The organism is Enterobacter sp. S-33, assembly GCF_028735835.1.
Taxonomy (GTDB): domain Bacteria; phylum Pseudomonadota; class Gammaproteobacteria; order Enterobacterales; family Enterobacteriaceae; genus Enterobacter; species Enterobacter vonholyi.
In genome coordinates this window covers 347125-370373 of the sequence record NZ_CP117838.1, presented here as the reverse complement: position 1 = coordinate 370373, position 23249 = coordinate 347125, and the positions used below count along the sequence as shown (strand labels likewise).

The 23249-nt window shown below is 59.5% G+C and carries 25 protein-coding genes; 21 read left to right on the top strand and 4 right to left on the bottom strand.

Features of this window, described 5'->3' with window-relative positions; translation table 11 throughout:
• The first annotated feature begins 19 nt into the window (after positions 1–19).
• The 11 genes from phnF to phnP are packed head-to-tail and all read left to right on the top strand — an operon-like array spanning position 20 to position 7999.
• A complete protein-coding gene (gene phnF, locus PUP35_RS01710; RefSeq protein WP_023326523.1) occupies positions 20–745 on the top strand; it encodes a phosphonate metabolism transcriptional regulator PhnF in 726 nt (241 codons plus the stop codon).
• The gene (gene phnG / locus PUP35_RS01705; protein WP_115876888.1) at positions 746–1198 is read left to right on the top strand and encodes a phosphonate C-P lyase system protein PhnG; all 453 of its coding nucleotides are present in this window, start codon (positions 746–748) and stop codon (positions 1196–1198) included. It begins immediately after the preceding gene.
• Entirely contained in the window at positions 1195–1779 is a 585-nt protein-coding gene (gene phnH, locus PUP35_RS01700; RefSeq protein ID WP_274241799.1) for a phosphonate C-P lyase system protein PhnH, read from the top strand. The genes phnG and phnH overlap by 4 nt, the downstream gene beginning before the upstream one ends.
• Entirely contained in the window at positions 1779–2843 is a 1065-nt protein-coding gene (locus tag PUP35_RS01695) for a carbon-phosphorus lyase complex subunit PhnI (protein ID WP_274241797.1), read from the top strand. The genes phnH and PUP35_RS01695 overlap by 1 nt, the downstream gene beginning before the upstream one ends.
• Positions 2836–3681, top strand: coding sequence for an alpha-D-ribose 1-methylphosphonate 5-phosphate C-P-lyase PhnJ (locus tag PUP35_RS01690; RefSeq protein ID WP_133293606.1), 846 nt, complete (start codon positions 2836–2838; stop codon positions 3679–3681). The genes PUP35_RS01695 and PUP35_RS01690 overlap by 8 nt, the downstream gene beginning before the upstream one ends.
• A complete protein-coding gene (gene phnK / locus PUP35_RS01685) occupies positions 3678–4433 on the top strand; it encodes a phosphonate C-P lyase system protein PhnK (protein WP_115876891.1) in 756 nt (251 codons plus the stop codon). Before PUP35_RS01690 ends, phnK begins: the two co-directional genes overlap by 4 nt.
• A 9-nt stretch (positions 4434–4442) precedes the next feature.
• A complete protein-coding gene (phnL, locus tag PUP35_RS01680; protein WP_274241795.1) occupies positions 4443–5123 on the top strand; it encodes a phosphonate C-P lyase system protein PhnL in 681 nt (226 codons plus the stop codon).
• Positions 5120–6256, top strand: a complete 1137-nt coding sequence (phnM, locus tag PUP35_RS01675; RefSeq protein WP_127729310.1) for an alpha-D-ribose 1-methylphosphonate 5-triphosphate diphosphatase — start codon at positions 5120–5122, stop codon at positions 6254–6256. The genes phnL and phnM overlap by 4 nt, the downstream gene beginning before the upstream one ends.
• Positions 6253–6804: a ribose 1,5-bisphosphokinase gene (gene phnN / locus PUP35_RS01670; RefSeq protein WP_274243212.1), complete on the top strand. Its 552-nt coding sequence runs from the start codon at positions 6253–6255 to the stop codon at positions 6802–6804. Before phnM ends, phnN begins: the two co-directional genes overlap by 4 nt.
• Complete coding sequence (phnO, locus tag PUP35_RS01665; protein ID WP_115876895.1) at positions 6797–7231, top strand: aminoalkylphosphonate N-acetyltransferase; 435 nt, start codon at positions 6797–6799, stop codon at positions 7229–7231. Before phnN ends, phnO begins: the two co-directional genes overlap by 8 nt.
• 9 nt (positions 7232–7240) lie before the next feature.
• Positions 7241–7999, top strand: a complete 759-nt coding sequence (gene phnP / locus PUP35_RS01660; protein WP_274241791.1) for a phosphonate metabolism protein PhnP — start codon at positions 7241–7243, stop codon at positions 7997–7999.
• A 52-nt stretch (positions 8000–8051) separates the two neighbouring features.
• Here phnP and yjdP read toward each other — a convergent pair whose 3' ends face one another.
• The 3 genes from yjdP to PUP35_RS01645 form a co-directional block, all read right to left on the bottom strand.
• Positions 8052–8375 carry a DDRRRQL repeat protein YjdP gene (gene yjdP, locus PUP35_RS01655; protein WP_033144428.1) on the bottom strand — a complete coding sequence of 108 codons (324 nt, stop codon included), beginning with the start codon at positions 8373–8375 and terminating at the stop codon, positions 8052–8054.
• Positions 8376–8450: 75 nt separating this feature from the next.
• Entirely contained in the window at positions 8451–9077 is a 627-nt protein-coding gene (locus PUP35_RS01650) for a GNAT family N-acetyltransferase (protein WP_063622892.1), read from the bottom strand.
• Between the two features lie 121 nt (positions 9078–9198).
• Positions 9199–11478, bottom strand: a complete 2280-nt coding sequence (locus PUP35_RS01645; RefSeq protein WP_274241788.1) for a hybrid sensor histidine kinase/response regulator — start codon at positions 11476–11478, stop codon at positions 9199–9201.
• 181 nt (positions 11479–11659) lie between these two features.
• Between PUP35_RS01645 and PUP35_RS01640 the strand changes: the two genes are divergently transcribed.
• From PUP35_RS01640 to lpxO, 7 genes are all read left to right on the top strand, one after another.
• The gene (locus tag PUP35_RS01640; RefSeq protein ID WP_274241787.1) at positions 11660–13180 is read left to right on the top strand and encodes a sugar ABC transporter ATP-binding protein; all 1521 of its coding nucleotides are present in this window, start codon (positions 11660–11662) and stop codon (positions 13178–13180) included.
• Entirely contained in the window at positions 13177–14172 is a 996-nt protein-coding gene (locus PUP35_RS01635; protein ID WP_274241784.1) for an ABC transporter permease subunit, read from the top strand. The genes PUP35_RS01640 and PUP35_RS01635 overlap by 4 nt, the downstream gene beginning before the upstream one ends.
• A 30-nt stretch (positions 14173–14202) precedes the next feature.
• Positions 14203–15144, top strand: coding sequence for an ABC transporter substrate-binding protein (locus PUP35_RS01630; RefSeq protein WP_126817613.1), 942 nt, complete (start codon positions 14203–14205; stop codon positions 15142–15144).
• 49 nt (positions 15145–15193) lie between these two features.
• Positions 15194–15880, top strand: coding sequence for a D-lyxose/D-mannose isomerase (locus PUP35_RS01625; protein WP_133293599.1), 687 nt, complete (start codon positions 15194–15196; stop codon positions 15878–15880).
• 10 nt (positions 15881–15890) lie between these two features.
• On the top strand, positions 15891–16751 hold the full coding sequence (locus PUP35_RS01620; RefSeq protein WP_248175492.1) for a ketose 1,6-bisphosphate aldolase: 861 nt from the start codon (positions 15891–15893) through the stop codon (positions 16749–16751).
• Positions 16751–17755, top strand: coding sequence for a carbohydrate kinase family protein (locus PUP35_RS01615; RefSeq protein ID WP_274241779.1), 1005 nt, complete (start codon positions 16751–16753; stop codon positions 17753–17755). Before PUP35_RS01620 ends, PUP35_RS01615 begins: the two co-directional genes overlap by 1 nt.
• Before the next feature lie 143 nt (positions 17756–17898).
• Positions 17899–18807, top strand: a complete 909-nt coding sequence (gene lpxO, locus PUP35_RS01610; RefSeq protein WP_115876902.1) for a lipid A hydroxylase LpxO — start codon at positions 17899–17901, stop codon at positions 18805–18807.
• A 3-nt stretch (positions 18808–18810) separates the two neighbouring features.
• Here lpxO and PUP35_RS01605 read toward each other — a convergent pair whose 3' ends face one another.
• Positions 18811–19542 (bottom strand): response regulator, encoded by a 732-nt coding sequence (locus PUP35_RS01605; protein WP_045909185.1) that lies wholly within the window; start codon positions 19540–19542, stop codon positions 18811–18813.
• Positions 19543–19798: 256 nt separating this feature from the next.
• Here PUP35_RS01605 and fdhF point away from each other — a divergent pair, with 256 nt between their 5' ends.
• From fdhF to PUP35_RS01590, 3 genes are all read left to right on the top strand, one after another.
• Complete coding sequence (gene fdhF, locus PUP35_RS01600; RefSeq protein ID WP_274241777.1) at positions 19799–21946, top strand: formate dehydrogenase subunit alpha; 2148 nt, start codon at positions 19799–19801, stop codon at positions 21944–21946.
• A gap of 322 nt (positions 21947–22268) precedes the next feature.
• Positions 22269–22421 carry a Hok/Gef family protein gene (locus tag PUP35_RS01595; protein ID WP_045909184.1) on the top strand — a complete coding sequence of 51 codons (153 nt, stop codon included), beginning with the start codon at positions 22269–22271 and terminating at the stop codon, positions 22419–22421.
• Positions 22422–22542: 121 nt separating this feature from the next.
• Entirely contained in the window at positions 22543–23217 is a 675-nt protein-coding gene (locus PUP35_RS01590) for a tetratricopeptide repeat protein (protein WP_271369635.1), read from the top strand.
• Positions 23218–23249: the final 32 nt, after the last annotated feature.

The following is a 23249-nucleotide window of genomic DNA, read 5'->3' as shown; positions in this document are numbered from 1 at the left end:
AAGCGAGGCTTTGTTTTCTATGCACTTATCCAGACATCCGACCAGTTACCCCACCCGATGGCAAGAGATTGCGGCAAAGCTCGAAGTGGAGCTGCGCACGCACTACCGCTGCGGAGACTACCTCCCTGCCGAGCAGCAGCTTGCCGACCGCTATGAAGTCAATCGCCATACCCTCCGCCGCGCCATTGACCAGCTGGTCGAGCGCGGCTGGGTGCAGCGCCGTCAGGGCGTGGGCGTGCTGGTGCTGATGCGCCCGTTCGACTACCCGCTGAACGCCCAGGCGCGCTTTAGCCAGAACCTGCTGGATCAGGGCAGCCACCCGACCAGCGAAAAGCTGCTCTCGGTGCTGCGTCCGGCCTCCAGCCACGTGGCGGACGCGCTGGGCATTCAGGAGGGCGACAACGTCATCCACCTGCGCACGCTGCGCCGCGTCAACGGCGTGGCGGTGTGCCAGATCGATCACTACTTCGCGGACCTCACCCTCTGGCCGGTGCTGCAGAATTTCTCCAGCGGATCGCTGCATGATTTTCTCCAGAATGCGACAGGCATTGCGCTGAAACGCACCCAGACGCGCATCAGCGCCCGCCGCGCGCAGGCGAAAGAGAGCAAAGTACTCGAAATTCCCAATATGGCCCCGCTGCTCTGCGTGCGCACCCTCAACCACCGTGACGGCGAGATCGACGCGACGGAATACTCCGTCAGCCTGACCCGCGCCGACATGATCGAATTCACCATGGAGCACTGAATGCACTTCGACACCGCCACTCGACAGCGCTGGATGCGCGTGCTGGCCCACAGCCAGCCTGCTGCGCTGGCTGCCCGCATGAACGCGCTCAGCCTGACGCCAGACTACGACACCCTTCGCGCACCGGAGATCGGCCTCGTTCAGATCCAGGCGCGCATGGGCGGCACCGGCGAGCGCTTCTTCGCCGGAGATTCCACCCTCACCCGCGCAGCGATCCGCCTGCACAGCGGCACGCTGGGCTACGGCTACGTGCTGGGGCGTGATAAAGCGCACGCCGAGCGCTGCGCGGTCATCGACGCGCTTTTACAGGAACAACCGCATTTCCAGACGCTGATGGAAACCCTTATTTCCCCGCTGGAGGCCGACCGCGCCGCACGTCTTGCCGCGCGTCAGGCCGAAGTGAATACCAGCCGGGTCGACTTCTTTACGCTCGTTCGCGGAGACAACGCATGACGCTTCAAACCGCTTTTACCCTGGCCGTCCAGGATGCCCAACACAGTTTTCGTCGCCTGCTGAAAGCCATGAGCGAGCCGGGCGTGATTGTCTCGCTGCACCAGCTCTCTCAGGGCTGGCTGCCGCTGAACCTGGCGACCACCAGCGTGCTGCTGACCCTGGCCGACAACGATACCCCGGTATGGCTTTCGGGCGCCCTGTCTAACGATATCGCCAGCCAGAACCTGCGTTTTCACACCGGCGCCCCGCTGGTTGAACAGCCGCAGCAGGCAATCTTTGCCGTGGCCGGCGAACAAATCAGCCATGAACAGCTGAATGCCCTGAGCGAAGACTCCGCCGTCGCTCCGGAAACCAGCGCCACGCTGATTTTGCAGGTCTCCAGCCTGAGCGGCGGCCGCATGCTGCGTCTGACCGGCGCAGGCATCGCCGATGAGCGCATGGTTGCGCCGCAGCTGCCGGAGTGCATCATTCACGAGCTGACCGAGCGCCCGCACCCGTTCCCGCTGGGCATTGACCTGATCCTGACCTGCGGCGAGCGCCTGCTGGCCATCCCGCGGACCACCCACGTGGAGGTGTGCTGATGTACGTTGCCGTCAAAGGGGGCGAGAAGGCTATCGCCGCCGCCCATGCGCTGCAGGCGCACAGACGACGGGGCGATGAACAGCTCCCTGAGCTGAGCGTGGCCCAAATCGAGCAGCAGCTAAACCTCGCCGTCGACCGGGTGATGACCGAAGGCGGCATCGCCGACCGCGAGCTGGCGGCGCTGGCCCTGAAGCAGGCCAGCGGCGATAACGTGGAAGCGATCTTCCTGCTGCGCGCTTACCGCACCACGCTTGCCAAACTGGCGGTGAGCGAGCCGGTCAATACCGCGGAGATGCGCCTGGAACGCCGCATTTCTGCCGTTTATAAAGACATCCCCGGCGGCCAGCTGCTTGGCCCCACGTACGACTACACCCACCGCCTGCTGGATTTTACCCTGCTGGCGAACGGCGAAGCGTCGACGCTCAGCACCTCCGATGCCGAACAGGAACCGTCTCCGCACGTCTTCAGCCTGCTGGCAAAACAGGGCCTGGCGAAGGCGGAAGAAGATTCTGGCGCGCAGCCGGATGACATCACCCGCACGCCGCCGGTTTACCCGTGCTCGCGCTCTTCTCGCCTGCAGCAGCTGATGCGCGGCGACGAAGGCTATCTGCTGGCGCTAGCCTACTCCACCCAGCGCGGCTACGGGCGCAACCACCCGTTTGCCGCCGAAATTCGCAGCGGCTACATCGACCTTGAAATCGTGCCGGAAGAGCTGGGTTTTGCGGTGAACGTCGGCGAACTGCTGATGACCGAATGCGAAATGGTGAACGGTTTCGTCGCCCCGGAAGACGAAGACCCGCACTTTACCCGCGGCTACGGGCTGGTATTCGGCCTCGGCGAGCGCAAGGCCATGGCCATGGCGCTGGTCGACCGCGCCCTGCAGGCACCGGACTACGGCGAGCACGTTGCAGGCCCGGCGCAGGACGAAGAGTTCGTGCTGGCCCACGCGGACAACGTTGAGGCCGCCGGTTTTGTCTCACACCTCAAGCTGCCGCACTACGTCGATTTCCAGGCCGAACTGGAACTGCTGAAACGCCTGCAACGGGAGCGCAAACATGGCTAACTTAAGCGGCTACAACTTTGCCTATCTGGATGAGCAAACCAAACGCATGATCCGCCGAGCGATACTTAAAGCGGTGGCGATTCCGGGCTATCAGGTGCCCTTCGGCGGCCGCGAAATGCCGATGCCCTACGGCTGGGGCACGGGCGGCATCCAGATTACCGCCAGCGTGATCGGCGAGGCGGACGTGCTGAAGGTCATCGACCAGGGCGCCGACGACACCACCAACGCCGTGTCGATCCGCAGCTTCTTTCAGCGGGTAACGGGCGTCGCGACCACCGAAAAAACCGAAGACGCGACGCTGATCCAGACCCGCCACCGCATTCCGGAAACCCCGCTGACTGAAGATCAGATTCTGATTTTCCAGGTGCCGATTCCGGAGCCGCTGCGCTTTATCGAGCCGCGCGAAACGGAAACCCGCACCATGCACGCGCTGGAAGAGTACGGCGTCATGCAGGTGAAGCTGTATGAGGATATCGCCCGCTTCGGCCATATCGCCACCACCTATGCGTACCCGGTGAAGGTCAACGGGCGCTACGTCATGGACCCGTCGCCAATCCCAAAATTCGATAACCCGAAGATGGACATGATGCCGGCCCTGCAGCTTTTCGGCGCCGGGCGCGAAAAACGCATCTACGCCGTTCCGCCTTACACCCGCGTGGAAAGCCTGGATTTCGACGATCACCCGTTTACGGTGCAGGAGTGGGACGAGCCGTGCGCCATCTGCGGATCCAAACACAGCTATCTGGATGAAGTGGTGCTGGATGACACTGGCAAACGGATGTTTGTCTGCTCCGACACCGATTTTTGCCGCCAACAGAGCGAGGCGAACGGCCAATGAAACCGCTGCTTTCGGTTAATAACCTGACCCACCTGTATGCGCCGGGCAAAGGCTTTAGCGACGTGTCGTTCGAGCTGTGGCCGGGTGAGGTGCTGGGGATCGTCGGCGAGTCCGGCTCCGGCAAAACCACCCTGCTGAAATCCATCTCCGCGCGCCTGACGCCGCAACACGGCGAGATACTCTATCAGGGACACTCCCTCTATGGCATGAGCGAGGCCGAGCGCCGCCGCCTGCTGCGCACCGAGTGGGGCGTGGTGCATCAGCACCCGATGGACGGCCTGCGCCGTCAGGTCTCTGCGGGGGGCAATATTGGCGAACGCCTGATGGCCACCGGCGCGCGCCACTACGGCAATATCCGCGCCACCGCCCAGCACTGGCTTGAAGAGGTGGAAATCCCCGCCTCGCGCATCGACGACCTGCCGACGACCTTCTCCGGCGGGATGCAGCAGCGCCTGCAGATCGCCCGCAACCTGGTCACCCATCCGAAGCTGGTGTTTATGGATGAACCCACCGGCGGGCTGGACGTCTCGGTGCAGGCGCGACTGCTCGACCTGCTGCGCGGCCTGGTGGTGGAACTGAACCTTGCGGTGGTGATTGTCACCCACGATCTGGGCGTGGCGCGCCTGCTGGCGGACCGTCTGCTGGTGATGAAGCAGGGTCAGGTGGTGGAAAGTGGGTTAACTGACCGCGTGCTCGACGATCCCCACCATCCCTATACCCAGCTGCTGGTGTCGTCCGTGTTGCAGAACTAAGAGGCCAACATGATCCACGTACAAAACGTAAGTAAGACCTTTGTGCTCCACCAGCAAAACGGCGTACGCCTGCCGGTTCTGCAAAATGCCTCTCTGGAGGTTAATCGCGGCGAATGCGTGGTGCTGCACGGCCACTCCGGCAGCGGAAAATCGACCCTGCTGCGCTCCCTGTACGCCAACTATCTGCCCGACGAAGGCCATATTCATATTCGCCACGGCGAAGAATGGGTCGACCTGGTTCAGGCCCCCGCGCGTAAGGTGCTGGAGGTGCGCCGCTCAACGATCGGCTGGGTGAGCCAGTTTCTGCGGGTGATCCCGCGGATCTCCGCCCTGGACGTGGTCATGCAGCCGCTGCTGGATCTTGGCGTGCCGCGCGAAACCTGTGCCGCCAAAGCCGCCAGCCTGCTGACGCGCCTCAGCGTGCCCGAGCGCCTGTGGCACCTTGCCCCGTCGACCTTTTCCGGCGGCGAGCAGCAGCGCGTCAATATCGCCCGCGGCTTTATTGTCGACTACCCGATTTTACTTCTGGATGAACCCACCGCCTCGCTCGACGCTAAAAACAGCGCGGCCGTGGTGGAACTGATCGAGCAGGCCAAAGCGCGCGCGGCGGCGATCGTCGGGATCTTCCACGATGAGAGCGTTCGCACCCGCGTCGCGGACAGACTGCACCCGATGGGGACAAACGTATGATTATCAATAACGTCAAGCTGGTGCTGGATAATGAGGTGGTTGACGGCTCGATTGAGATCCAGGACGGAACAATCCGCGCGTTTGCTGAAACCCAGAGCCGCTCGCCCGAGGCGATGGACGGTGAAGGCGGCTGGCTGCTGCCGGGGCTGATTGAACTGCATACCGATAATCTGGATAAATTCTTCACCCCGCGCCCGAAGGTCGACTGGCCCGCTCATTCTGCGATGAGCAGCCACGACGCGCTGATGGTCGCCAGCGGCATCACCACCGTACTGGACGCGGTGGCAATTGGTGACGTGCGCGACGGCGGCGACCGTCTGGAGAATCTGGAGAAGATGATCAACGCCGTAGAGGAGACGCAAAAACGCGGCCTCAACCGCGCCGAGCACCGCCTGCACCTGCGCTGCGAGCTGCCGCACCACACCACCCTGCCGCTGTTTGAAAAGCTGGTAGGCCGCGAGCCGGTGTCGCTGGTCTCCCTGATGGACCACTCGCCGGGGCAGCGTCAGTTCGCCAACATTGAAAAGTATCGCGAATACTATCAGGGCAAATATTCTCTCAGCGACGCGGAGATGGCCCGTTACGAAGAAGAGCAGCTGGCGCTTGCGGCACGGTGGTCGCAGCCTAACCGTCTCAGGATTGCGGCGATGTGCCGGGACCGTAATATCGCGCTGGCCAGCCATGACGATGCCACACACGATCACGTGCTCGAATCCCACCAGCTTGGCAGCGTGATCGCCGAATTTCCCACCACGTTCGAGGCGGCTGAAGCCTCCCGCAGGCACGGCATGAACGTGCTGATGGGCGCACCGAACATCGTGCGCGGCGGCTCGCACTCCGGCAACGTCGCGGCAAGCAGGCTCGCTTCCCTCGGCCTGCTGGATATCCTCTCGTCCGACTATTACCCCGCCAGTCTGCTCGACGCGGCGTTCCGGGTGGCCGACGACGAGGGCAACCGCTTTACGCTGCCGCAGGCGATTCGCCTGGTGACGAAAAACCCGGCCTCGGCGCTTAATCTGCAGGATCGCGGCGAGATAGCCGAAGGCAAGCGGGCGGATCTGGTCCTAGCCCACCGCAGGGGCGAGCACGTTCATATCGACCACGTCTGGCGTCAGGGAAAGAGGGTGTTCTGATGGGAAGACTTATCTGGCTAATGGGGCCGTCCGGCTCCGGTAAGGACAGCCTGCTGTCCGCCTTACGGCAGCAGGAGCATCCCCAGCTGCTGGTGGCGCACCGTTACATTACCCGGGCGGCCAATGCGGGGAGTGAAAACCATATCGCCCTGAGCGAGCAGGAGTTTTTTACCCGTGCCGGGCAAAATCTGCTGGCGCTGAGCTGGCACGCCAATGGCTATTACTACGGAATCGGCATCGAGACCGATCTGTGGCTGCATGCGGGGTTCGACGTGCTGGTCAACGGCTCGCGTGCGCATCTTTCGCAAGCACGCGCCCGCTATGGGGCGGCCCTGCTGCCGGTCTGCCTGCAGGTTTCACCGGAGGTCCTGCGCAGCCGGTTGCAGATACGGGGTCGTGAATCCGCCCGCGAGATCGACCAGCGGCTGGAGCGTGCGGCGCGCTACACCCCGTCCGACTGCCATATCCTTAATAACGGCGGAAGTTTGCTACAGTCAGTCGAGACCTTTTTATCGCTTATCCGTCAGAAGGAGAAACAGCATGCCTGACTGTACGCTTCGTCCCGCCACCGCCGACGATGCGCAAATCGTCTATGCGTTAATCTGCGAATTGAAACAGGCCGAGTTCGATCGCCAGGCGTTTCACGCGGGCTATCTTGCCAATCTGCAGGATCACAACATGCGCTACCAGCTTGCCGAACTGGACGGGCAGGTCATCGGCATGATCGGCCTGCACCTGCAGTTTCACCTCCATCACGCGCGCTGGATCGGCGAGATCCAGGAGCTGGTGGTGATGCCGCAGGCGCGCGGGCTAAAGGTGGGCAGCCAGCTGCTGGCCTGGGCGGAAGGGGTGGCACGAGAGGCGGGCGCGGAGCTGACCGAGCTCTCCACCAGCGTGAAGCGCACCGACGCCCACCGTTTTTACGTCCGTGAAGGATATACGCAGAGCCATTTCCGATTCACCAAACCGCTGTAGAGGTGCGTTATGAGTCTGACAATCACGTTAACAGGAACCGGAGGCGCCCAGCTCGTACCGGTCTTTGGCTGCGACTGCGCGGCGTGCCGCCGGGCGAGCCTGCAGGAGACCTATCGCCGTCGCCCCTGTAGCGCGGTGGTCAAATTCAACGATGCGGTGACCCTGCTGGACGCGGGTATTCCGCACCTGATGGACGACTGGGCTGCAGGCAGCTTTCAGCAGTTTTTGCTGACCCATTACCATATGGATCACGTTCAGGGGCTCTTCCCCCTGCGCTGGGGCGTGGGCGCGACGATCCCCGTCTACGGTCCGCCGGATGAAGCGGGATGCGACGACCTGTTTAAACATCCGGGGATTCTGGATTTCAGCCATACGGTCGAACCCTTTGTCATGTTTGAGCTTCAGGGAATGCGGGTAACGCCGCTGCCGCTCAACCATTCGAAACTGACCTTCGGGTATTTGCTGGAGTCAGCCCACAGCCGCGTGGCCTGGCTGTCCGACACCGCCGGGCTGCCGGAAAAAACGGTGAAGTTCCTGCTTAACAATCAGCCGCAGGCGATGATTATCGACTGCAGCCACGAACCGCGCGACGAGACGCCGCGAAACCATTGCGACTTAAATACCGTGATGGCGCTAAACGAGGTGATTGGCTGCCCGCAGGTGATCCTGACGCACATCAGCCATCAGTTTGACGTGTGGATGATGGATAACCCGCTGCCCGACGGCATTGAAGCAGGGTATGACGGGATGGTGCTGGTCCTGGACTAGGTTTTCTCCCTCTCCCGTGGGAGAGGGGTGGGGTGAGGGCAACAGGCCGCATTTAGCCTCGATCGTAATCGTCTTCCAACCTGCGCTCGTCCTCTTCCAGACGACGTCTGTCGTCATCCAGCTGGCGCTGGCGCTCGTCTAAACGGCGGCGCCTGTCTTCGAGCTGCCGACGACGATCGTCGTACTGTCGACTGTCGATTTGACGGCTGCGGTCATAACGATCGTCGTCGTCATTGCTTCGGCTGCTGCTGGGGTTGTAGGCATCGTTGATCGCCTGCTGAATGTTGCCAATAGCATCATCAACAATGTCGGCATGAGCCAGTTGGCTGGTGAGAGACAGCAGACCAAATAACAGAGCAGTTGAGTAACGTTTCATAAGGCCAGACTCGCAGGTGAACTGGCCTTACGATAATGAACGGCAGGAAACGGGGGTAGCGGAGGAATCTCAAATTCAATTGTGTCCTGGGACTTCCATCAGTTGATTCGCACGCTGTTTATTTTCTGCGACCAGGACGATGCCATAGCATTTTTGATCCGGCGAATGGCTCCAGATACGATCTTCGGGGATACACCCTCCGTCATAGATAACCTTGCTACCATCATACGGCCAAAATGCGCCCTGCTCGGTATCGAGAACAAATACAGCGATTTGGTCAGACTCGCGGGCAATTTTCTGCCAGAGCATCTTCCCACCCTCATATTGTTCAAAGTCGCTGACAAGCGTCACGCCACACTGTAATACCAGGGCTTCATACAGGCGAGTTGCCAGTCCCTTGTCACGCTCGGCGGGATCAACGCAGATACCTTCTACCTGAATAACATTGGCATCTTCCCAACAGCGCTCGACGACAATGATATCTTCACCCAAATGCGTTTTACGTTGTAAATCCAGGGCAGCAACAACCCGATGCCGGGGCACCCCATCGAAGGTTTCGATATCCGCTTCAATAATCGCAGCTCTTGGCGTCTGGCTATCAAAAATAACATGTAGCACTCGCCCGGAAAGCTCAAACTCATCAACGAGTTTAAACGACCTGGCAATTGTGCTCGGGCTGTATGTTGTAGGCATCACGATCATTTGTGAGTCCCCCTTTGTGAGTACCGGCATAATTCCTTTTATATCCCAATCTGCTAAATTTTGCGCAGATTAACATCACCGGCGTTAACGATGCTCTTGATGAAATCCTAAACAGAGGCATTTAAAAACATATTTTCCGCAGAGCCTGCGCCAGCTGCACCCGCGTAAACGGCTTACGCAGTAACGGAACGTCCGGCAACTGAGGATTATGCGCGGGCCGTAAATCCTGGCCGCTGATCAGCAGCACCGGAAGCTGCGGATAGTGGCTGCGCACATGACTAATCACCTCGGCTCCGCTCAGGCTTCCCGGCAACATCAGGTCGCTGATAAACATGCCAATATCCGGCGACGCCGCCAGCATGCTCAGCGCCTGCTCGCCGTTGTACGCTTCGAGCGTCAGATAGCCAAGCTGGTGCAGCTGCTCGCACAGGGTCTGACGGACATCCGCCTCATCTTCCAGCACCAGCACCAGCCGCTCGCTATCGACGGAGGCGGTGGCAGATAATGCTTCATCAACTGCAGCAGCGGGCAGCGTCGAGCGCGGGAGGTGTAGCCGCACGGTCGTTCCCTGCCCCGGCGCGCTCTCGATCTCCACGCGACCGCCGGACTGGCGGACAAAGCCGTAGACCATCGACAGGCCCAATCCGCTTCCGCTCCCGGTCTGCTTGGTGGTGAAGAACGGCTCAAAGACCCGGGATTTCACCTCCTGCGACATGCCGCTGCCGCGGTCAATGACCTCCAGCGCCACCATATCCTGCCTGCGCCCGTCGCTGCGGGTGACGCGCTGATTCCAGGTCCGAATTTTAATCACTCCGCTTTGCCCTTCCATCGCATCGCGCGCGTTCATCACCAGGTTGATGATGGCGTTTTCCAGCTGGCTGACGTCTATCCAGGCGGGCCATGCCGGGGATTGCGCTTCAATCTCCAGGATCAGGGTAGCAGGCAGGGAGTGGCGCAGCAGTTCCCGGAGGTTCTCCAGCAGCGGCAGCATCTCTACAGCATGCGGGGTCAGGGACTGCTTGCGGGAAAACGCCAGCAGTCGCTGGGTCAGCAAGGCGCCACGCTCGGCCGCCTTTAGCGCCCGGGTAATGCGCGGCGCGTCTTTTGATTCAGGTTCGGTGAGCTCAAGACTGCCGATGATCACCGCCAGCAGGTTATTAAAATCATGCGCCAGCCCGCCCGTCAGTTGTCCGACCGCCTTCATCTTCTGGCTGTGCAGGAGCGCCTCTTCCAGCCCCTGACGCTCAATGCGGTCGATCTCCATCTGCGTTGTTTTTTCTTTCAGCAGACGCGTGGTGTGTTCAAGCGAGGCGGTGTTGCGGGCAAAAACGTTGAACGCGCGCGCCAGCTCGCCCAGTTCATCGCGCCGCTGGAGGGCGGGAACGGAAACATCCTGTTCGCCGTGAGCAAGGCGCGACATCGCCCGGGAAATGGCTGTCAGGTTGGAGGCCAGATTGCGGTAGATATACCAGCAGGCGCACCCGGTGATGATCAGCGCCAGCACGGCGAAGATGCTGATAAACACGCTGATGGATTGCAGTTCGTGATGACTCTGGGCAGTGCGAAGCCGGGAGGCCTGCGCCACCTGCTCGACGTACTGATTGATGTCGCTGTTGAGGATCGCCACCAGCGCCTTGATGTGGAACATATACCAGCTTATCGCCAGGTCGCTCTCTTCCAGCCGCTTCGAGAGCGGGCCGAGCTTACCTAACTCGGCATTAAAATCAGGCAGAACTTCCTTCACAACCGGCTGTACGGCACTCCGGGGCAGCGTTGCGGCCACCGCGTCCAGCTGCTGAACGGTCGCGCGCGGCGAAGGGGTATCAATGGCGGCGGCGATCAGCCGGTCCATCTCCATCAGCTGCTGCGCATCCGGTACGTTACTGTCATAACGGCGGTTGATGTCCTGCAGATGGCGCAGGTAGCTCTGGCTTTGATACAGCGAGCTCAGCAGCGCGTTACGCTCCAGATGGCGTCGCTGTCCTCGCTCCAGCATCTCCGTCACGCTCTGCTGTAACTCATTGCTTCGTTGAATAATACGCGCCACCAGGGCCGGCTCCTGCTGCGCCAGCGGCGCCTCCGCAAGCTGCTCCAGCGAATGGCGCAGGGCCATTTGCGTCTGCTTCAGGCGCTCGGCTTCCCCTTTGTACTCGAGCGCCCCCACCACCTGCGAGAGCCGCACCGCCGCCGTCGCCACGTTGGCGGTATCGCGGGCCAGGTTCATGCTGCCGGTCATATCGTCCAGCGTTTGCTGCTGCACCTGCTCCTGGATTTGACTGGCGTGACGGAAGCCGAGCACCGCCACGCCGCTCACCATCAGCGTCACGGCGACCACCAGCAGATTGAAAATCAGCAGGCGACCGCGGGCGCTGGCGAAGAACGGGGGGCGGCGTGATGGCATGGATTGAGGCTCCTTTGCGGTTTGCTGCCCTCATCCTGCCCCTCTCCCACAGGGAGAGGGAAAAGGAAAATGTGATGGCGATTAGCTATTCATAACTATGACAAATATGAACAGCTTCTGACATTTTGCATTTACGCACCTGTGATGAAGTGCAGAAATCGGCATTCACAGGAGATCCGCCATGAGCAGAACCCCGGTATTAGAGATGCGCAGCATTGCCAAAACGTTTGGCAGTTTCCACGCGCTCAAGGGCGTGGATTTGACGGTGTTTCCCGGTGAGATCCACGCCCTGATGGGCGAAAACGGCGCGGGAAAAAGCACGCTGATGAAAATCCTCGCGGGGGCCTATACCGCGACCGGCGGCGAGATCCTGATCGACGGTCAGCCATTTCACATTAAAGGGCCGAAAGATGCGCTGGCCGCAGGCATCACTCTGATTTATCAGGAGATGCAGCTCGCGCCCAATCTGACCGTAGCCGAAAATATCTTCCTCGGCAGCGAGCTGTCGCGCGGCGGGCTGGTCCAGCGCAAGGAGATGGCAGCCCAGGCGCAGGCGGTGATTGACCGCCTCGGCGCACAGTTCAGCGCCACCGATCGGGTGATGAAGCTGACCATTGCCGAACAGCAGCAGGTGGAAATTGCCCGCGCGCTGCACCGCAACAGCCGTATTCTGGTGATGGATGAACCCACCGCCGCCCTCTCCTCACGGGAAACGCATCGCCTGTTTGAACTGATTTTGCGCCTGCGCGATGAAGGGATGGCGATCATCTATATCAGCCACCGCATGGCGGAGGTCTATGAACTCTCTGACCGCGTCAGCGTTCTGCGCGACGGGCAGTACGTCGGCAGCCTGACGCGCGACAAGCTGAACGCGTCGGAACTGGTGAAGATGATGGTGGGCCGCCCGCTAAGCGACCTGTTCAACAAGGAGCGTGATATTCCCCTCGGCAGCCCGCGTCTCAACGTCCACCACCTCACCGACGGTAAAAAAGTACAGCCCTGCAGCCTGCAGGTGCGTTCCGGTGAAATCGTCGGGCTGGCGGGCCTGGTGGGGGCCGGACGCTCCGAGCTGGCGCAGCTCATCTTCGGCGTGCGTAAAGCCACCGGGGGCATGATTGAGGTCGATGGCGAGCCGGTGGTGATCCACTCCCCGCGCGCGGCCATCGAAAACGGCATCGGTTTTCTCACCGAGAACCGCAAGGAGCAGGGGCTGTTTCTGGAGCTGGCGGCGCAGGAGAACATCACCATGGCGACGCTTGAGCGCGACGCGACCTTCGGTATGTTAAACCGCAAAAAAGCCCAGTCGATTTCCGATGACGCCATCGCCCTGCTTAACATCCGCGTGCCCCATGCTCAGGTGCGCGCGGGCGGGCTTTCCGGCGGAAATCAGCAGAAGCTGCTCATCTCCCGCTGGGTGGCGATTGGCCCACGCATTCTGATTCTGGACGAACCCACGCGCGGCGTGGACGTCGGGGCGAAAAGCGAGATCTACCGCATCATGAACCAGATGGCGCGCAAAGGCGTGGCGATTCTGATGATCTCCAGTGAGCTGCCGGAAGTGGTGGGGATGAGCGACCGGGTGTACGTGATGCGCGAAGGCAGCATCGCGGGCGAGCTTCACGGGCGCGACATCTCTCAGGAAAACATTATGGCGCTGGCAACCGGCGTGAACGACACTCATCATCAGGCGGTGCAATCATGACAACTCCAACCCATCCGCAGCAGGTGGCGAAATCCGCCTCCGCAAAAAAAATGCTGATGAGCGATCTGATGCAAACGGTCGGCATCCTGCCAATTCTTATCCTGATTGTGGCGGTATTTGGCTTTATCGCCCCGAACTTCTTTACCGAGAGCAACCTGCTCAACATCACCCGTCAGGCGTCGATCAACATCGTGCTCGCGGCGGGAATGACCTTCATTATCCTGACCGGCGGGATTGACCTCTCGGTGGGGTCGATTCTCGGCACCACGGCGGTGGCGGCGATGGTGGTGTCGCTCATTCCCGAATTCGCCGGGCTGTCCATTCCGGCCGCGCTAATGCTCGGTATGGTGCTGGGCCTGTTCAACGGCGCGCTGGTGGCCTTTGCCGGGCTGCCGCCCTTTATCGTCACGCTCGGCACCTACACGGCGCTGCGCGGCGCGGCCTATCTGCTGGCCGACGGTACGACGGTCATTAACTCCAACATCAACTTCGAGTGGATCGGCAATAACTACCTCGGCCCGATCCCCTGGCTGGTGGTGATCGCCCTGGCGGTAATTGCGGTGTGCTGGTTCATCCTGCGACGCACCACGCTCGGCGTTCACATCTACGCCGTGGGCGGCAACATGCAGGCGGCGCGCTTAACGGGCATCAAGGTCTGGCTGGTGCTGCTGTTTGTCTACGGCATGAGCGGCCTGCTCTCCGGCCTCGGCGGCGTCATGAGCGCCTCACGCCTGTACAGCGCTAACGGCAACCTCGGCACGGGTTACGAGCTGGATGCAATTGCGGCGGTGATCCTCGGCGGCACCAGCTTCGTCGGCGGGATCGGCACGATCACCGGCACGCTGGTCGGCGCATTGATCATCGCCACTCTCAATAACGGCATGACGCTGATGGGCGTCTCCTACTTCTGGCAGCTGGTGATCAAAGGGGCGGTGATCATCATTGCGGTGCTGATCGACAAATACCGTACCCGACATCACCAAAGTGCATAACAACAATACCCTACGAGTGAGGAAGACAAGATGCGTTTGAAACCGTTAGTAACCGCGCTCTGTGCTGGCGCGCTGCTTGCCGCAACGCCGTTTGCGCAGGCAAAAGATCTGAAGTCCATTGGCGTGACGGTGGGTGACCTGGCCAACCCGTTCTTCGTGCAGATCACCAAAGGTGCCGAGCTGGAAGCGCGCAAGCTGGCGGGGGATAACGTCAAGGTGACGCTGGTCTCCAGCGGGTACGATCTGGGCCAGCAGGTGGCGCAGATCGACAACTTCATCGCCGCGAAGGTGGACATGATCATCCTCAACGCCGCGGACTCTAAAGGGATCGGCCCAGCGGTGAAGCGCGCGAAGGACGCCGGGATCGTGGTCGTGGCGGTTGACGTCGCGGCGGAAGGGGCTGATGCCACCATCACCTCCGATAACACCCAGGCGGGTGAGATGGCCTGTAAGTACATTACTGACCGCCTGAAAGGGAAAGGCAACGTGGTGATCATCAACGGGCCGCCGGTCTCAGCGGTGCAAAACCGCGTGGAAGGGTGCCAGACAGAGTTCAAGAAACATCCGGATATCAAGGTGCTCTCGGATAACCAGAACGCCAAAGGCAGTCGTGAAGGCGGCCTGGAAGTCATGACCTCCCTGCTGGCGGCCAATCCGAAGATCGACGGCGTGTTTGCGATTAACGATCCGACCGCGATCGGCGCCGATCTGGCCGCGAAGCAGGCGCAGCGCAATGAGTTCTTTATTGTCGGCGTGGATGGCAGCCCGGACGGTGAGGAAGCGCTGAAGCGCGAAAACTCCCTGTTTGTCGCGACCCCGGCGCAAGATCCGCAGGTTATGGCGGCAAAAGCGGTGGAGATCGGCTATGACATTCTTCAGGGCAAACCTGCGCCGAAAGAGCCCGTGCTGATCCCGGTGACGATGATCGATAAAAAGAACGTCGGCACGTATAAGGGGTGGACGGTTAAATGATCCTTTTCCCTCTCCCGCAGGGAGAGGGAACTGTTTTCAAGGAGTCCCCATGAAACGCTCCGACATCAATGAAATTCTCGGCCACACGCGACAGTTCTTTTCCATGCACGACGTGCATCTCCCGCCTTTTGCCAGCTTTCCGCCAACAAAATGGCAGCAGCTTGACCAGGCCGCGTGGCAGGAAGTGTTCGATCTCAGGCTCGGCTGGGACGTGACGGCGTTCGGCGGCAACAGCTTTGCCGCAGAGGGCCTGACGCTGTTTACCCTGCGCAACGGCTCGCCCAACGGCGTACCTTATGAAAAATGCTATGCCGAAAAAATCATGCACGTTCGAGACGGCCAGGTCACGCCGATGCATTTTCACTGGCGCAAGCGCGAAGACATCATCAACCGGGGCGGCGGGAACCTGATTGTAGAATTGTGGAATGCCGGGGCGCATGAAGAGACGGAAAACACCGACGTGACGGTCACCGTCGACGGCTGCCGTCAGACCCACGCGCCCGGCAGCCAGCTACGCCTCACACCAGGGGAAAGCATCTGCCTGACGCCCGGTCTTTACCACAGTTTCTGGGGCGAACGCGGCTTCGGTGACGTGCTGGTCGGGGAAGTGTCCTCGGTCAATGACGATGAACACGACAACCACTTTTTGCAGCCCGTTGCCCGCTATAACAACATCGAAGAAGACGAACCGGCGCTGCTGGTGCTGTGCAACGAGTACAACCTGTTTCGGATATAAGGGGTAAATAATGCCATTAATTTCTCTTGCCGACGGTCTTGCGCACGCCAGACAGCACCGCTACGCGCTGGGCGCGTTTAACGTGCTCGACTCCCACTTCCTGCGCGCGCTGTTCGCCGCCGCAAAACAGGAACGCTCGCCGTTTATCATCAACATCGCCGAAGTGCATTTTAAGTACGTGTCGCTGGATTCTCTTGTCGAAGCGGTTAAGTTCGAAGCCGCCCGTCACGATATTCCCGTGGTGCTCAACCTCGACCACGGCCTGCATTTTGACGCCGTCGTGCGCGCCCTGCGCTTAGGGTTCAGCTCGGTGATGTTCGACGGCTCTACGCTGAGCTACGAGGAAAACATCCGCCAGACGCGGGAAGTGGTGAAAATGTGCCACGCGGTCGGCGTGTCGGTGGAGGCGGAGCTGGGTGCGGTCGGTGGCGATGAAGGCGGCGCGCTTTACGGACATGCGGATGAAGCCTTCTTCACCGATCCGCAGCTGGCGCGCGAATTTGTTGATTCAACCGGCATCGACGCGCTGGCCGTCGCCATCGGCAACGCGCACGGCAAGTATAAAGGCGAGCCGAAGCTCGATTTCCCGCGCCTGGACGCCATTCGCCAGCAGACGGGGCTGCCGCTGGTTTTACACGGCGGCTCCGGGATTAGCGATGCTGACTTCCGCCGCGCCATTGAGCTGGGCATTCATAAAATCAATTTCTATACCGGGATGTCGCAGGCCGCGCTCGCCGCCGTGGAGCAGCGCATGGCTAACCGCCAGCCGCTGTACGACGAGTTTGCCGAGCTGCTGCTGGGGATAGAAGAGGCGATTACGGATACGGTCGCCGAACAGATGCGCATCTTCGGCAGCGCGGGGCAGGTATAATGGAACGTAAAGGCATCATCGCCGCAGGCAATATGCTGGTGGACCACGTCCACCAGATCGTGCAGTGGCCGGAGCGCGGCTGGCTGGCGGAAATCACCCACAGCGAACGCTCAACCGGCGGCGCGCCGCTCAACGTCCTGCTGACGCTGGCGAAAATGCACGTTGGCCTGCCGCTGCAGGCGGTGGGGCTGATTGGCGAAGACGGCGACGGGGACTACATTCTGGCAATGCTCGACCAGTACCACGTCAACCGCCAGCGCGTTCAGCGCACCACCTTTGCGCCAACCTCCATGTCGCAGGTGATGACCGATCCCAGCGGACAGCGCACCTTTTTCCACTCTCCGGGGGCCAACCGCCTGCTGGATCTTCCCGCTTTCGATCGCTTAGACGGATCGATGAAAATCTTCCATCTCGGCTATCTCCTGCTGCTCGACAGCCTGGATATGCCCGATGACGAGTTCGGCACCCGCAGCGCGCGGCTGCTGGCACAGATGCGCGACCAGGGGTATGATACGTCGCTCGATCTGGTTTCCCGCAAGGGCGACCCACGCTATCAGCCGCTGGTGCTCCCTGCCCTGCGCCATCTCGACTATCTGGTCATTAACGAGCTGGAGGCCGGTGAGTTTAGCGGCCTGACAATGCGTGATGAAAACGACGCCCCGCACGTTGCCCATATCGCCGACGCCGCGGCGCAGCTGCTGGCGGCAGGCGTACGCCAGCGGGTGGTGATCCACTGTCCGGAAGGCGCATGGGGAGAAGCACATGGTGAAGAGGGTCGCTGGATCCCGTCATGGATGCTGGAGCAGGAAGAGATTATCGGCAGCGTCGGCGCGGGCGATGCCTTTTGCGCAGGCTTTTTATACGGCTGCCATGAATCGCTGCCGCTAACAGAGAGTATTTATCTGGCACACGCCTGCGCGCGAGCAAGCCTGCTGGCCGCCAATGCGATTGATGGCGCAAAAACGCTGGCCGAGCTGCAGGCGTTTATTCGCGAGAGCGTTTAATTTAACAATAATTGCGATTTTTCATTACAGTTCTATGAATTTTACATCTCCGAACTACACTCTCTCCATCTGGCATATTCGGCGTGGGCAGCACTCTGTCCGCACGCTTTTCCGAAATGAGATAGAAAGAGGACAAGGGAAAAATGTTCGCAGCCATCATCATCGGTATTTTCATTATCAGCGTTATTTATGCGCATTCACGCGGCAAAGAAAAACAGACGCTTTCTCGTCAGCTCTTCGACCATTCGACGTTCATGGCGCCCATCAATATGTTTATGACGGCTTTTTCTTCCCTGCCCGCCAGGCAGCCTTTCTTTGAAACAGAACGCTTTCCTGAATTAAATAAGCTGACGGAAAACTGGCTGATTATTCGTGAAGAGGCGCTGCGTTTGCAGCACCATATTAAGGCGGCGGAAAATAATAACGACGCTGGCTTTAACACCTTTTTTAAACGCGGCTGGAAACGGTTTTACCTGAAATGGTATGCCGATGCCCATCCCTCCGCGCAGTCTTTATGCCCGGTGACGACCCGGCTGGTGAGTGAAATCCCCTCGGTGAAGGCGGCCATGTTTGCCGAGCTGCCGGCGGGTGCAAAGCTTGGCAAGCATCGTGATCCCTATGCGGGCTCGGTTCGTTACCATCTGGGGTTATTCACACCGAATGACGACCGCTGCTTTATTGAAGTCGACGGGCAGCGCCACAGCTGGCGGGATGGTGAAGCCGTTATTTTTGATGAGACCTACGTCCACTGGGCAGAGAATAAATCGGATCAAACGCGCATTATTCTCTTCTGCGATATTGAGCGTCCGATGAAATGGCGCTGGGCGCAGGCGGTTAACCATTGGGTGGGGACCACGCTGATGTCTGCAGCCAGCTCACCGAATGACGAGAATGACAGCACCGGCGGCATAAACCGCATTTTTAAATACGTTCATGCGGGCCGCGAGCGGGGGCAGCGTCTGAAAAAAAGAAACCGTAAGGCCTATTACGCCCTCAAGTATCTGTGCATCATCGCAATTTTTGCCGCCATCATTGTTCCGGCAATAACGTAAGCCTTATGCCGCCTGCTCGGGCCGGCTCACGTCGGTGGCAAACACGTAACCCAGCCCGCGAATGGTTTTGATGAGCGCAGGCTGATGCGGGTTAGCCTCTATTTTCCGGCGCAGGCGCATGATCAGCACGTCAATCGTGCGGTCGAACACGTCGGCGCTTTCGCTGTGGGTCAGCTCAAGCAGCCTGTCACGGCTTAGCACCCGACGGGCATTTTGCGTGAGCGCCAGCAGCAGGCCGTACTCGCCCTGGGTTAAGGGCACGGGATTACGCTGCGGATCGCTCAGCTCGCAGCGGGTGGTATCAAGCGTCCATCCGTTAAACGCAATGCCCGCGACGGGCGCTGCGGGAGCTTCCGCCGCCAGCACGCCCGTACGGCGCAGCACCGCTTTCACGCGGGCAACCACCACGCGCGGGTTGAACGGTTTGCCAATATAATCGTCGGCCCCCATCTCCAGCCCCACCACCACGTCTGACTCGCTGCCCAGCCCGGTTAACATCACAACCGGTAGCGCCGGACGCTGCTTTTGCAGCTGCAGCAGAACCTGCAGGCCATTAATATCCGGCAGCATCATATCCAGCAGCACAAGCGCGATATTCGGTTCCTGCTGCACCTGACGCAGCGCATCCTGGCCGTTATGGCAGACAAGCACGCTAAAGACGTGCTCGCTCAGCACGTCCTGAAGCAGTTCGCAGACTGCCGTATCGTCATCAACCACCAGAATCGCCGGTTTCATCGTATGCTTCCGTCAGGGGATTATGTTAAGTCTGAACTATTCTGCCGTCGGCTCCAGTCAAAAGGTTTTTTCAGTGACGGAAATTCAACCCATGTCACATCCGCCGCCCTGTCGACACGTCAATTTTGACGATTGACTGCTTTTTGTCAGGGTTTTCACCCCGGATGGGCCGTAAAGTCAGGGGATACCCATACAAAAAACATGGCATAGAAGCTGCATACTGGGTGCGAACGATTCGATTAACTGGAGCAGACTGATGAAAAAAGTCGTCACGGTTTGCCCTTATTGTGCCTCAGGTTGCAAGATCCACCTGGTGGTCGATAACGGCAAAATCGTCCGGGCGGAGGCCGCACAGGGGAAAACCAACCAGGGCACGCTGTGCCTGAAAGGTTACTACGGCTGGGATTTTATTAACGATACCCAAATCCTTACCCCGCGCCTGAAAACCCCTATGATCCGCCGCGAGCGCGGCGGCAAGCTGGAAGCCGTCTCCTGGAACGAGGCGCTGGATTACGTCGCCACGCGCCTGAGCGCCATCAAGGCCAAGTATGGCCCGGATGCCATCCAGACTACCGGCTCTTCCCGCGGGACGGGAAATGAAACCAACTATGTGATGCAAAAATTCGCGCGCGCCGTTATTGGTACCAATAACGTCGACTGCTGCGCTCGCGTCTGACACGGCCCATCGGTTGCAGGTCTGCACCAGTCGGTCGGTAACGGCGCAATGAGTAATGCCATCAACGAGATAGATAATACCGATCTCGTCTTCATCTTTGGTTATAACCCGGCGGATTCTCACCCTATCGTCGCGAACCACGTTATTCGCGCTAAACAGAATGGGGCGAAAATCATCGTCTGCGATCCGCGCAAAATTGAAACCGCGCGCATTGCGGATATGCACATTGCATTGAAAAACGGCTCGAACATCGCGCTGTTGAACGCAATGGGACACGTCATTATTGAGGAGAACCTGTACGACCAGGCGTTTGTCGCGACCCGTACAGAAGGCTTTGAAGAGTATAAGAAAATAGTCGAGGGCTATAGGCCTGAATCCGTCGAAGCGATCACCGGCGTCAGCGCGCAGGAGATTCGTCAGGCGGCCAGGATGTATGCCGGGGCGAAAACCGCCGCCATCCTTTGGGGCATGGGCGTGACCCAGTTCTACCAGGGCGTGGAAACCGTGCGTTCCCTGACCAGCCTCGCGATGCTGACGGGAAACCTTGGCAAGGCCCACGTTGGCGTGAACCCGGTGCGCGGTCAGAATAACGTGCAGGGCGCCTGCGATATGGGCGCGCTGCCGGATACTTATCCGGGCTACCAGTACGTGAAGTTCCCGGAAAACCGCGCCAAGTTCGCGAAGGCCTGGGGCGTGGAAAGCCTGCCGGAACACACCGGGTATCGCATCAGCGAACTGCCGCACCGCGCGGCGCATGGCGAAGTGCGTGCGGCCTATATCATGGGGGAAGATCCGCTTCAGACCGACGCCGAGCTCTCCGCAGTGCGTAAAGGGTTTGAGGATCTGGAGCTGGTGATTGTCCAGGATATCTTCATGACCAAAACCGCGGCGGCGGCGGATGTGATTTTACCGTCAACCTCCTGGGGCGAGCATGAAGGCGTCTACACGGCGGCCGACCGAGGCTTCCAGCGCTTCTTCAAGGCGGTCGAGCCGAAGTGGGATCTGAAAACGGACTGGCAGATCATCAGCGAAATCGCCACCCGCATGGGCTACCCGATGCACTACAACAACACCCAGGAGATCTGGGACGAGTTGCGCAGTCTGTGTCCGGACTTCTACGGCGCCACCTATGAAAAAATGGGTGAGTTGGGGTACATCCAGTGGCCGTGCCGGGATGAGTCGGAGGCCGATCGGGGGACGTCCTATCTCTTTAAGGATAAATTCGATACCCCGAACGGGCTGGCGCAGTTCTTCACCTGCGACTGGGTCGCGCCGATCGATAAACTCACCGACGAGTATCCGATGGTGCTCTCCACCGTACGTGAAGTGGGCCATTACTCCTGCCGCTCAATGACCGGTAACTGCGCCGCGCTGGCCGCGCTGGCGGACGAACCGGGCTATGCCCAAATCAACACCGCAGATGCTGAACGCCTTGGTATTGAGGACGAAGCCCTGGTGTGGGTGAACTCGCGCAAAGGGCGGATCATCACCCGTGCGCAGGTCAGCGATCGCCCGAACAAAGGGGCGGTCTATATGACCTACCAGTGGTGGATTGGTGCCTGCAACGAGCTGGTGACGGAGAACTTAAGCCCGATAACCAAAACGCCGGAGTATAAATACTGCGCCGTTAACGTTGAGCCGATTGCGGATCAGCACGCGGCGGAACAATACGTGATAGAGGAATATAACAAGCTAAAAGCCCGACTGCGCGAAAGCGCAATGGGTTAAAGCCGTTAATTGAACGTTGAATAAAGGGAGTGATATATTCACTCCCTTTTTATTTCCCATTAATTCATAAGAAATAGAAATTATTATTCTGTAAAGCGGCTCGCAGAAATAATGTAATTTACGCAGAATAGAATTACATCTTTGCATTTTAATTCAGAGAGATAAGATATGCGGCGGGTGCTTAAGACTTTCTGTCTTGAGCATTGTTGAGGGACAGAAAGTGGAAAGCCCCGGGAAATTTTCATTTACCCGAGGCTACTCCCTCAACTACCAACAGGTTGAGAGTAGCCTCTTATTCTTTTTTTGACAAGGAGTAAAAGGCATGACGCCATTAAAAACTGCGTTAGGCATCGTCTTTATTGTTTGCCTGACGATAGTGATCTTTACCTTTATTACTCGCGGTAAGCTCTGCGAGTTTTCAATAAAGAGTGAGCATCAGGAGGTGGCGGCTAAATTAGCCTGCAACCCAGGCTAATCTCTACGGGCGGAACAACGGTTCCGCCCGGCTTGTAGGATGCTGAGGTCTTAATGCACCCGTTTTTTTCTTTTGCGCCCGCGATTATACTGCGCGGCGTGTACCCAGATGATAAGAATCCATGAAAGCCATTTTTCTGTTGTTATTGTTTTTAACGTCCTTTGCCCGCGCGGATGAGATAGGCAGCCAGTATCGGAAACAGGCGGAAGCCGGCGATGCCCGCGCCCAGTATTATCTTGCCGATACGTACTTCAGCTCCGGCGACAGCAAGCAGGCCGCGCTGTGGGCCGAGAAAGCCGCGAAAGGCGGCGATGTCGACGCCATGGGGTTGCTCTCGCAAATCCTCTTTACGCAAGGTGATTACGCACAGGCCAAAGCCCTGGCCCAACAGGCAAACATTGCTGGCAGCAAACGCGGTGCGATCATGCTGGCGCGCATTCTGGTGAATACTCAGGCGGGGAAAACTGACTATTCCCAGGCCATCAGACTGCTGCAAACGGCGACCGAAGATATCGACAGCGACTCTGCGGTCGATGCCCAACTGCTCCTGGGGCTGATTTATGCCAACGGCGGCGAGGTAGCGCAGGATGACGTGCAGGCTGCCTCCTGGTTCAAGCGGAGTTCAGCCCTTTCGCGTACCGGCTATGCCGAGTATTGGGCTGGGATGCTGTTCAGGCAGGGTGAGAAAGGCTTTATCACGCCCAATAAACAGAAAGCACTGTACTGGTTGAACCTGAGCTGTACGGAAGGGTTTGATACGGGGTGCGAAGAGTTTGATGCGTTGAGCGGGGAATAAAATCCCCTCACCCTAACCCTCTCCCCAAAGGG

Coding starts and splice junctions, on each gene's coding strand:
- phnF (WP_023326523.1), top strand. CDS start 20: ATGCACTTATCCAGACATCCGACCAGTTACCCCACCCGATGGCAAGAG.
- phnG (WP_115876888.1), top strand. CDS start 746: ATGCACTTCGACACCGCCACTCGACAGCGCTGGATGCGCGTGCTGGCC.
- phnH (WP_274241799.1), top strand. CDS start 1,195: ATGACGCTTCAAACCGCTTTTACCCTGGCCGTCCAGGATGCCCAACAC.
- PUP35_RS01695 (WP_274241797.1), top strand. CDS start 1,779: ATGTACGTTGCCGTCAAAGGGGGCGAGAAGGCTATCGCCGCCGCCCAT.
- PUP35_RS01690 (WP_133293606.1), top strand. CDS start 2,836: ATGGCTAACTTAAGCGGCTACAACTTTGCCTATCTGGATGAGCAAACC.
- phnK (WP_115876891.1), top strand. CDS start 3,678: ATGAAACCGCTGCTTTCGGTTAATAACCTGACCCACCTGTATGCGCCG.
- phnL (WP_274241795.1), top strand. CDS start 4,443: ATGATCCACGTACAAAACGTAAGTAAGACCTTTGTGCTCCACCAGCAA.
- phnM (WP_127729310.1), top strand. CDS start 5,120: ATGATTATCAATAACGTCAAGCTGGTGCTGGATAATGAGGTGGTTGAC.
- phnO (WP_115876895.1), top strand. CDS start 6,797: ATGCCTGACTGTACGCTTCGTCCCGCCACCGCCGACGATGCGCAAATC.
- phnP (WP_274241791.1), top strand. CDS start 7,241: ATGAGTCTGACAATCACGTTAACAGGAACCGGAGGCGCCCAGCTCGTA.
- yjdP (WP_033144428.1), bottom strand. CDS start 8,375: ATGAAACGTTACTCAACTGCTCTGTTATTTGGTCTGCTGTCTCTCACC.
- PUP35_RS01650 (WP_063622892.1), bottom strand. CDS start 9,077: ATGATCGTGATGCCTACAACATACAGCCCGAGCACAATTGCCAGGTCG.
- PUP35_RS01645 (WP_274241788.1), bottom strand. CDS start 11,478: ATGCCATCACGCCGCCCCCCGTTCTTCGCCAGCGCCCGCGGTCGCCTG.
- PUP35_RS01640 (WP_274241787.1), top strand. CDS start 11,660: ATGAGCAGAACCCCGGTATTAGAGATGCGCAGCATTGCCAAAACGTTT.
- PUP35_RS01635 (WP_274241784.1), top strand. CDS start 13,177: ATGACAACTCCAACCCATCCGCAGCAGGTGGCGAAATCCGCCTCCGCA.
- PUP35_RS01630 (WP_126817613.1), top strand. CDS start 14,203: ATGCGTTTGAAACCGTTAGTAACCGCGCTCTGTGCTGGCGCGCTGCTT.
- PUP35_RS01625 (WP_133293599.1), top strand. CDS start 15,194: ATGAAACGCTCCGACATCAATGAAATTCTCGGCCACACGCGACAGTTC.
- PUP35_RS01620 (WP_248175492.1), top strand. CDS start 15,891: ATGCCATTAATTTCTCTTGCCGACGGTCTTGCGCACGCCAGACAGCAC.
- PUP35_RS01615 (WP_274241779.1), top strand. CDS start 16,751: ATGGAACGTAAAGGCATCATCGCCGCAGGCAATATGCTGGTGGACCAC.
- lpxO (WP_115876902.1), top strand. CDS start 17,899: ATGTTCGCAGCCATCATCATCGGTATTTTCATTATCAGCGTTATTTAT.
- PUP35_RS01605 (WP_045909185.1), bottom strand. CDS start 19,542: ATGAAACCGGCGATTCTGGTGGTTGATGACGATACGGCAGTCTGCGAA.
- PUP35_RS01595 (WP_045909184.1), top strand. CDS start 22,269: ATGACGCCATTAAAAACTGCGTTAGGCATCGTCTTTATTGTTTGCCTG.
- PUP35_RS01590 (WP_271369635.1), top strand. CDS start 22,543: ATGAAAGCCATTTTTCTGTTGTTATTGTTTTTAACGTCCTTTGCCCGC.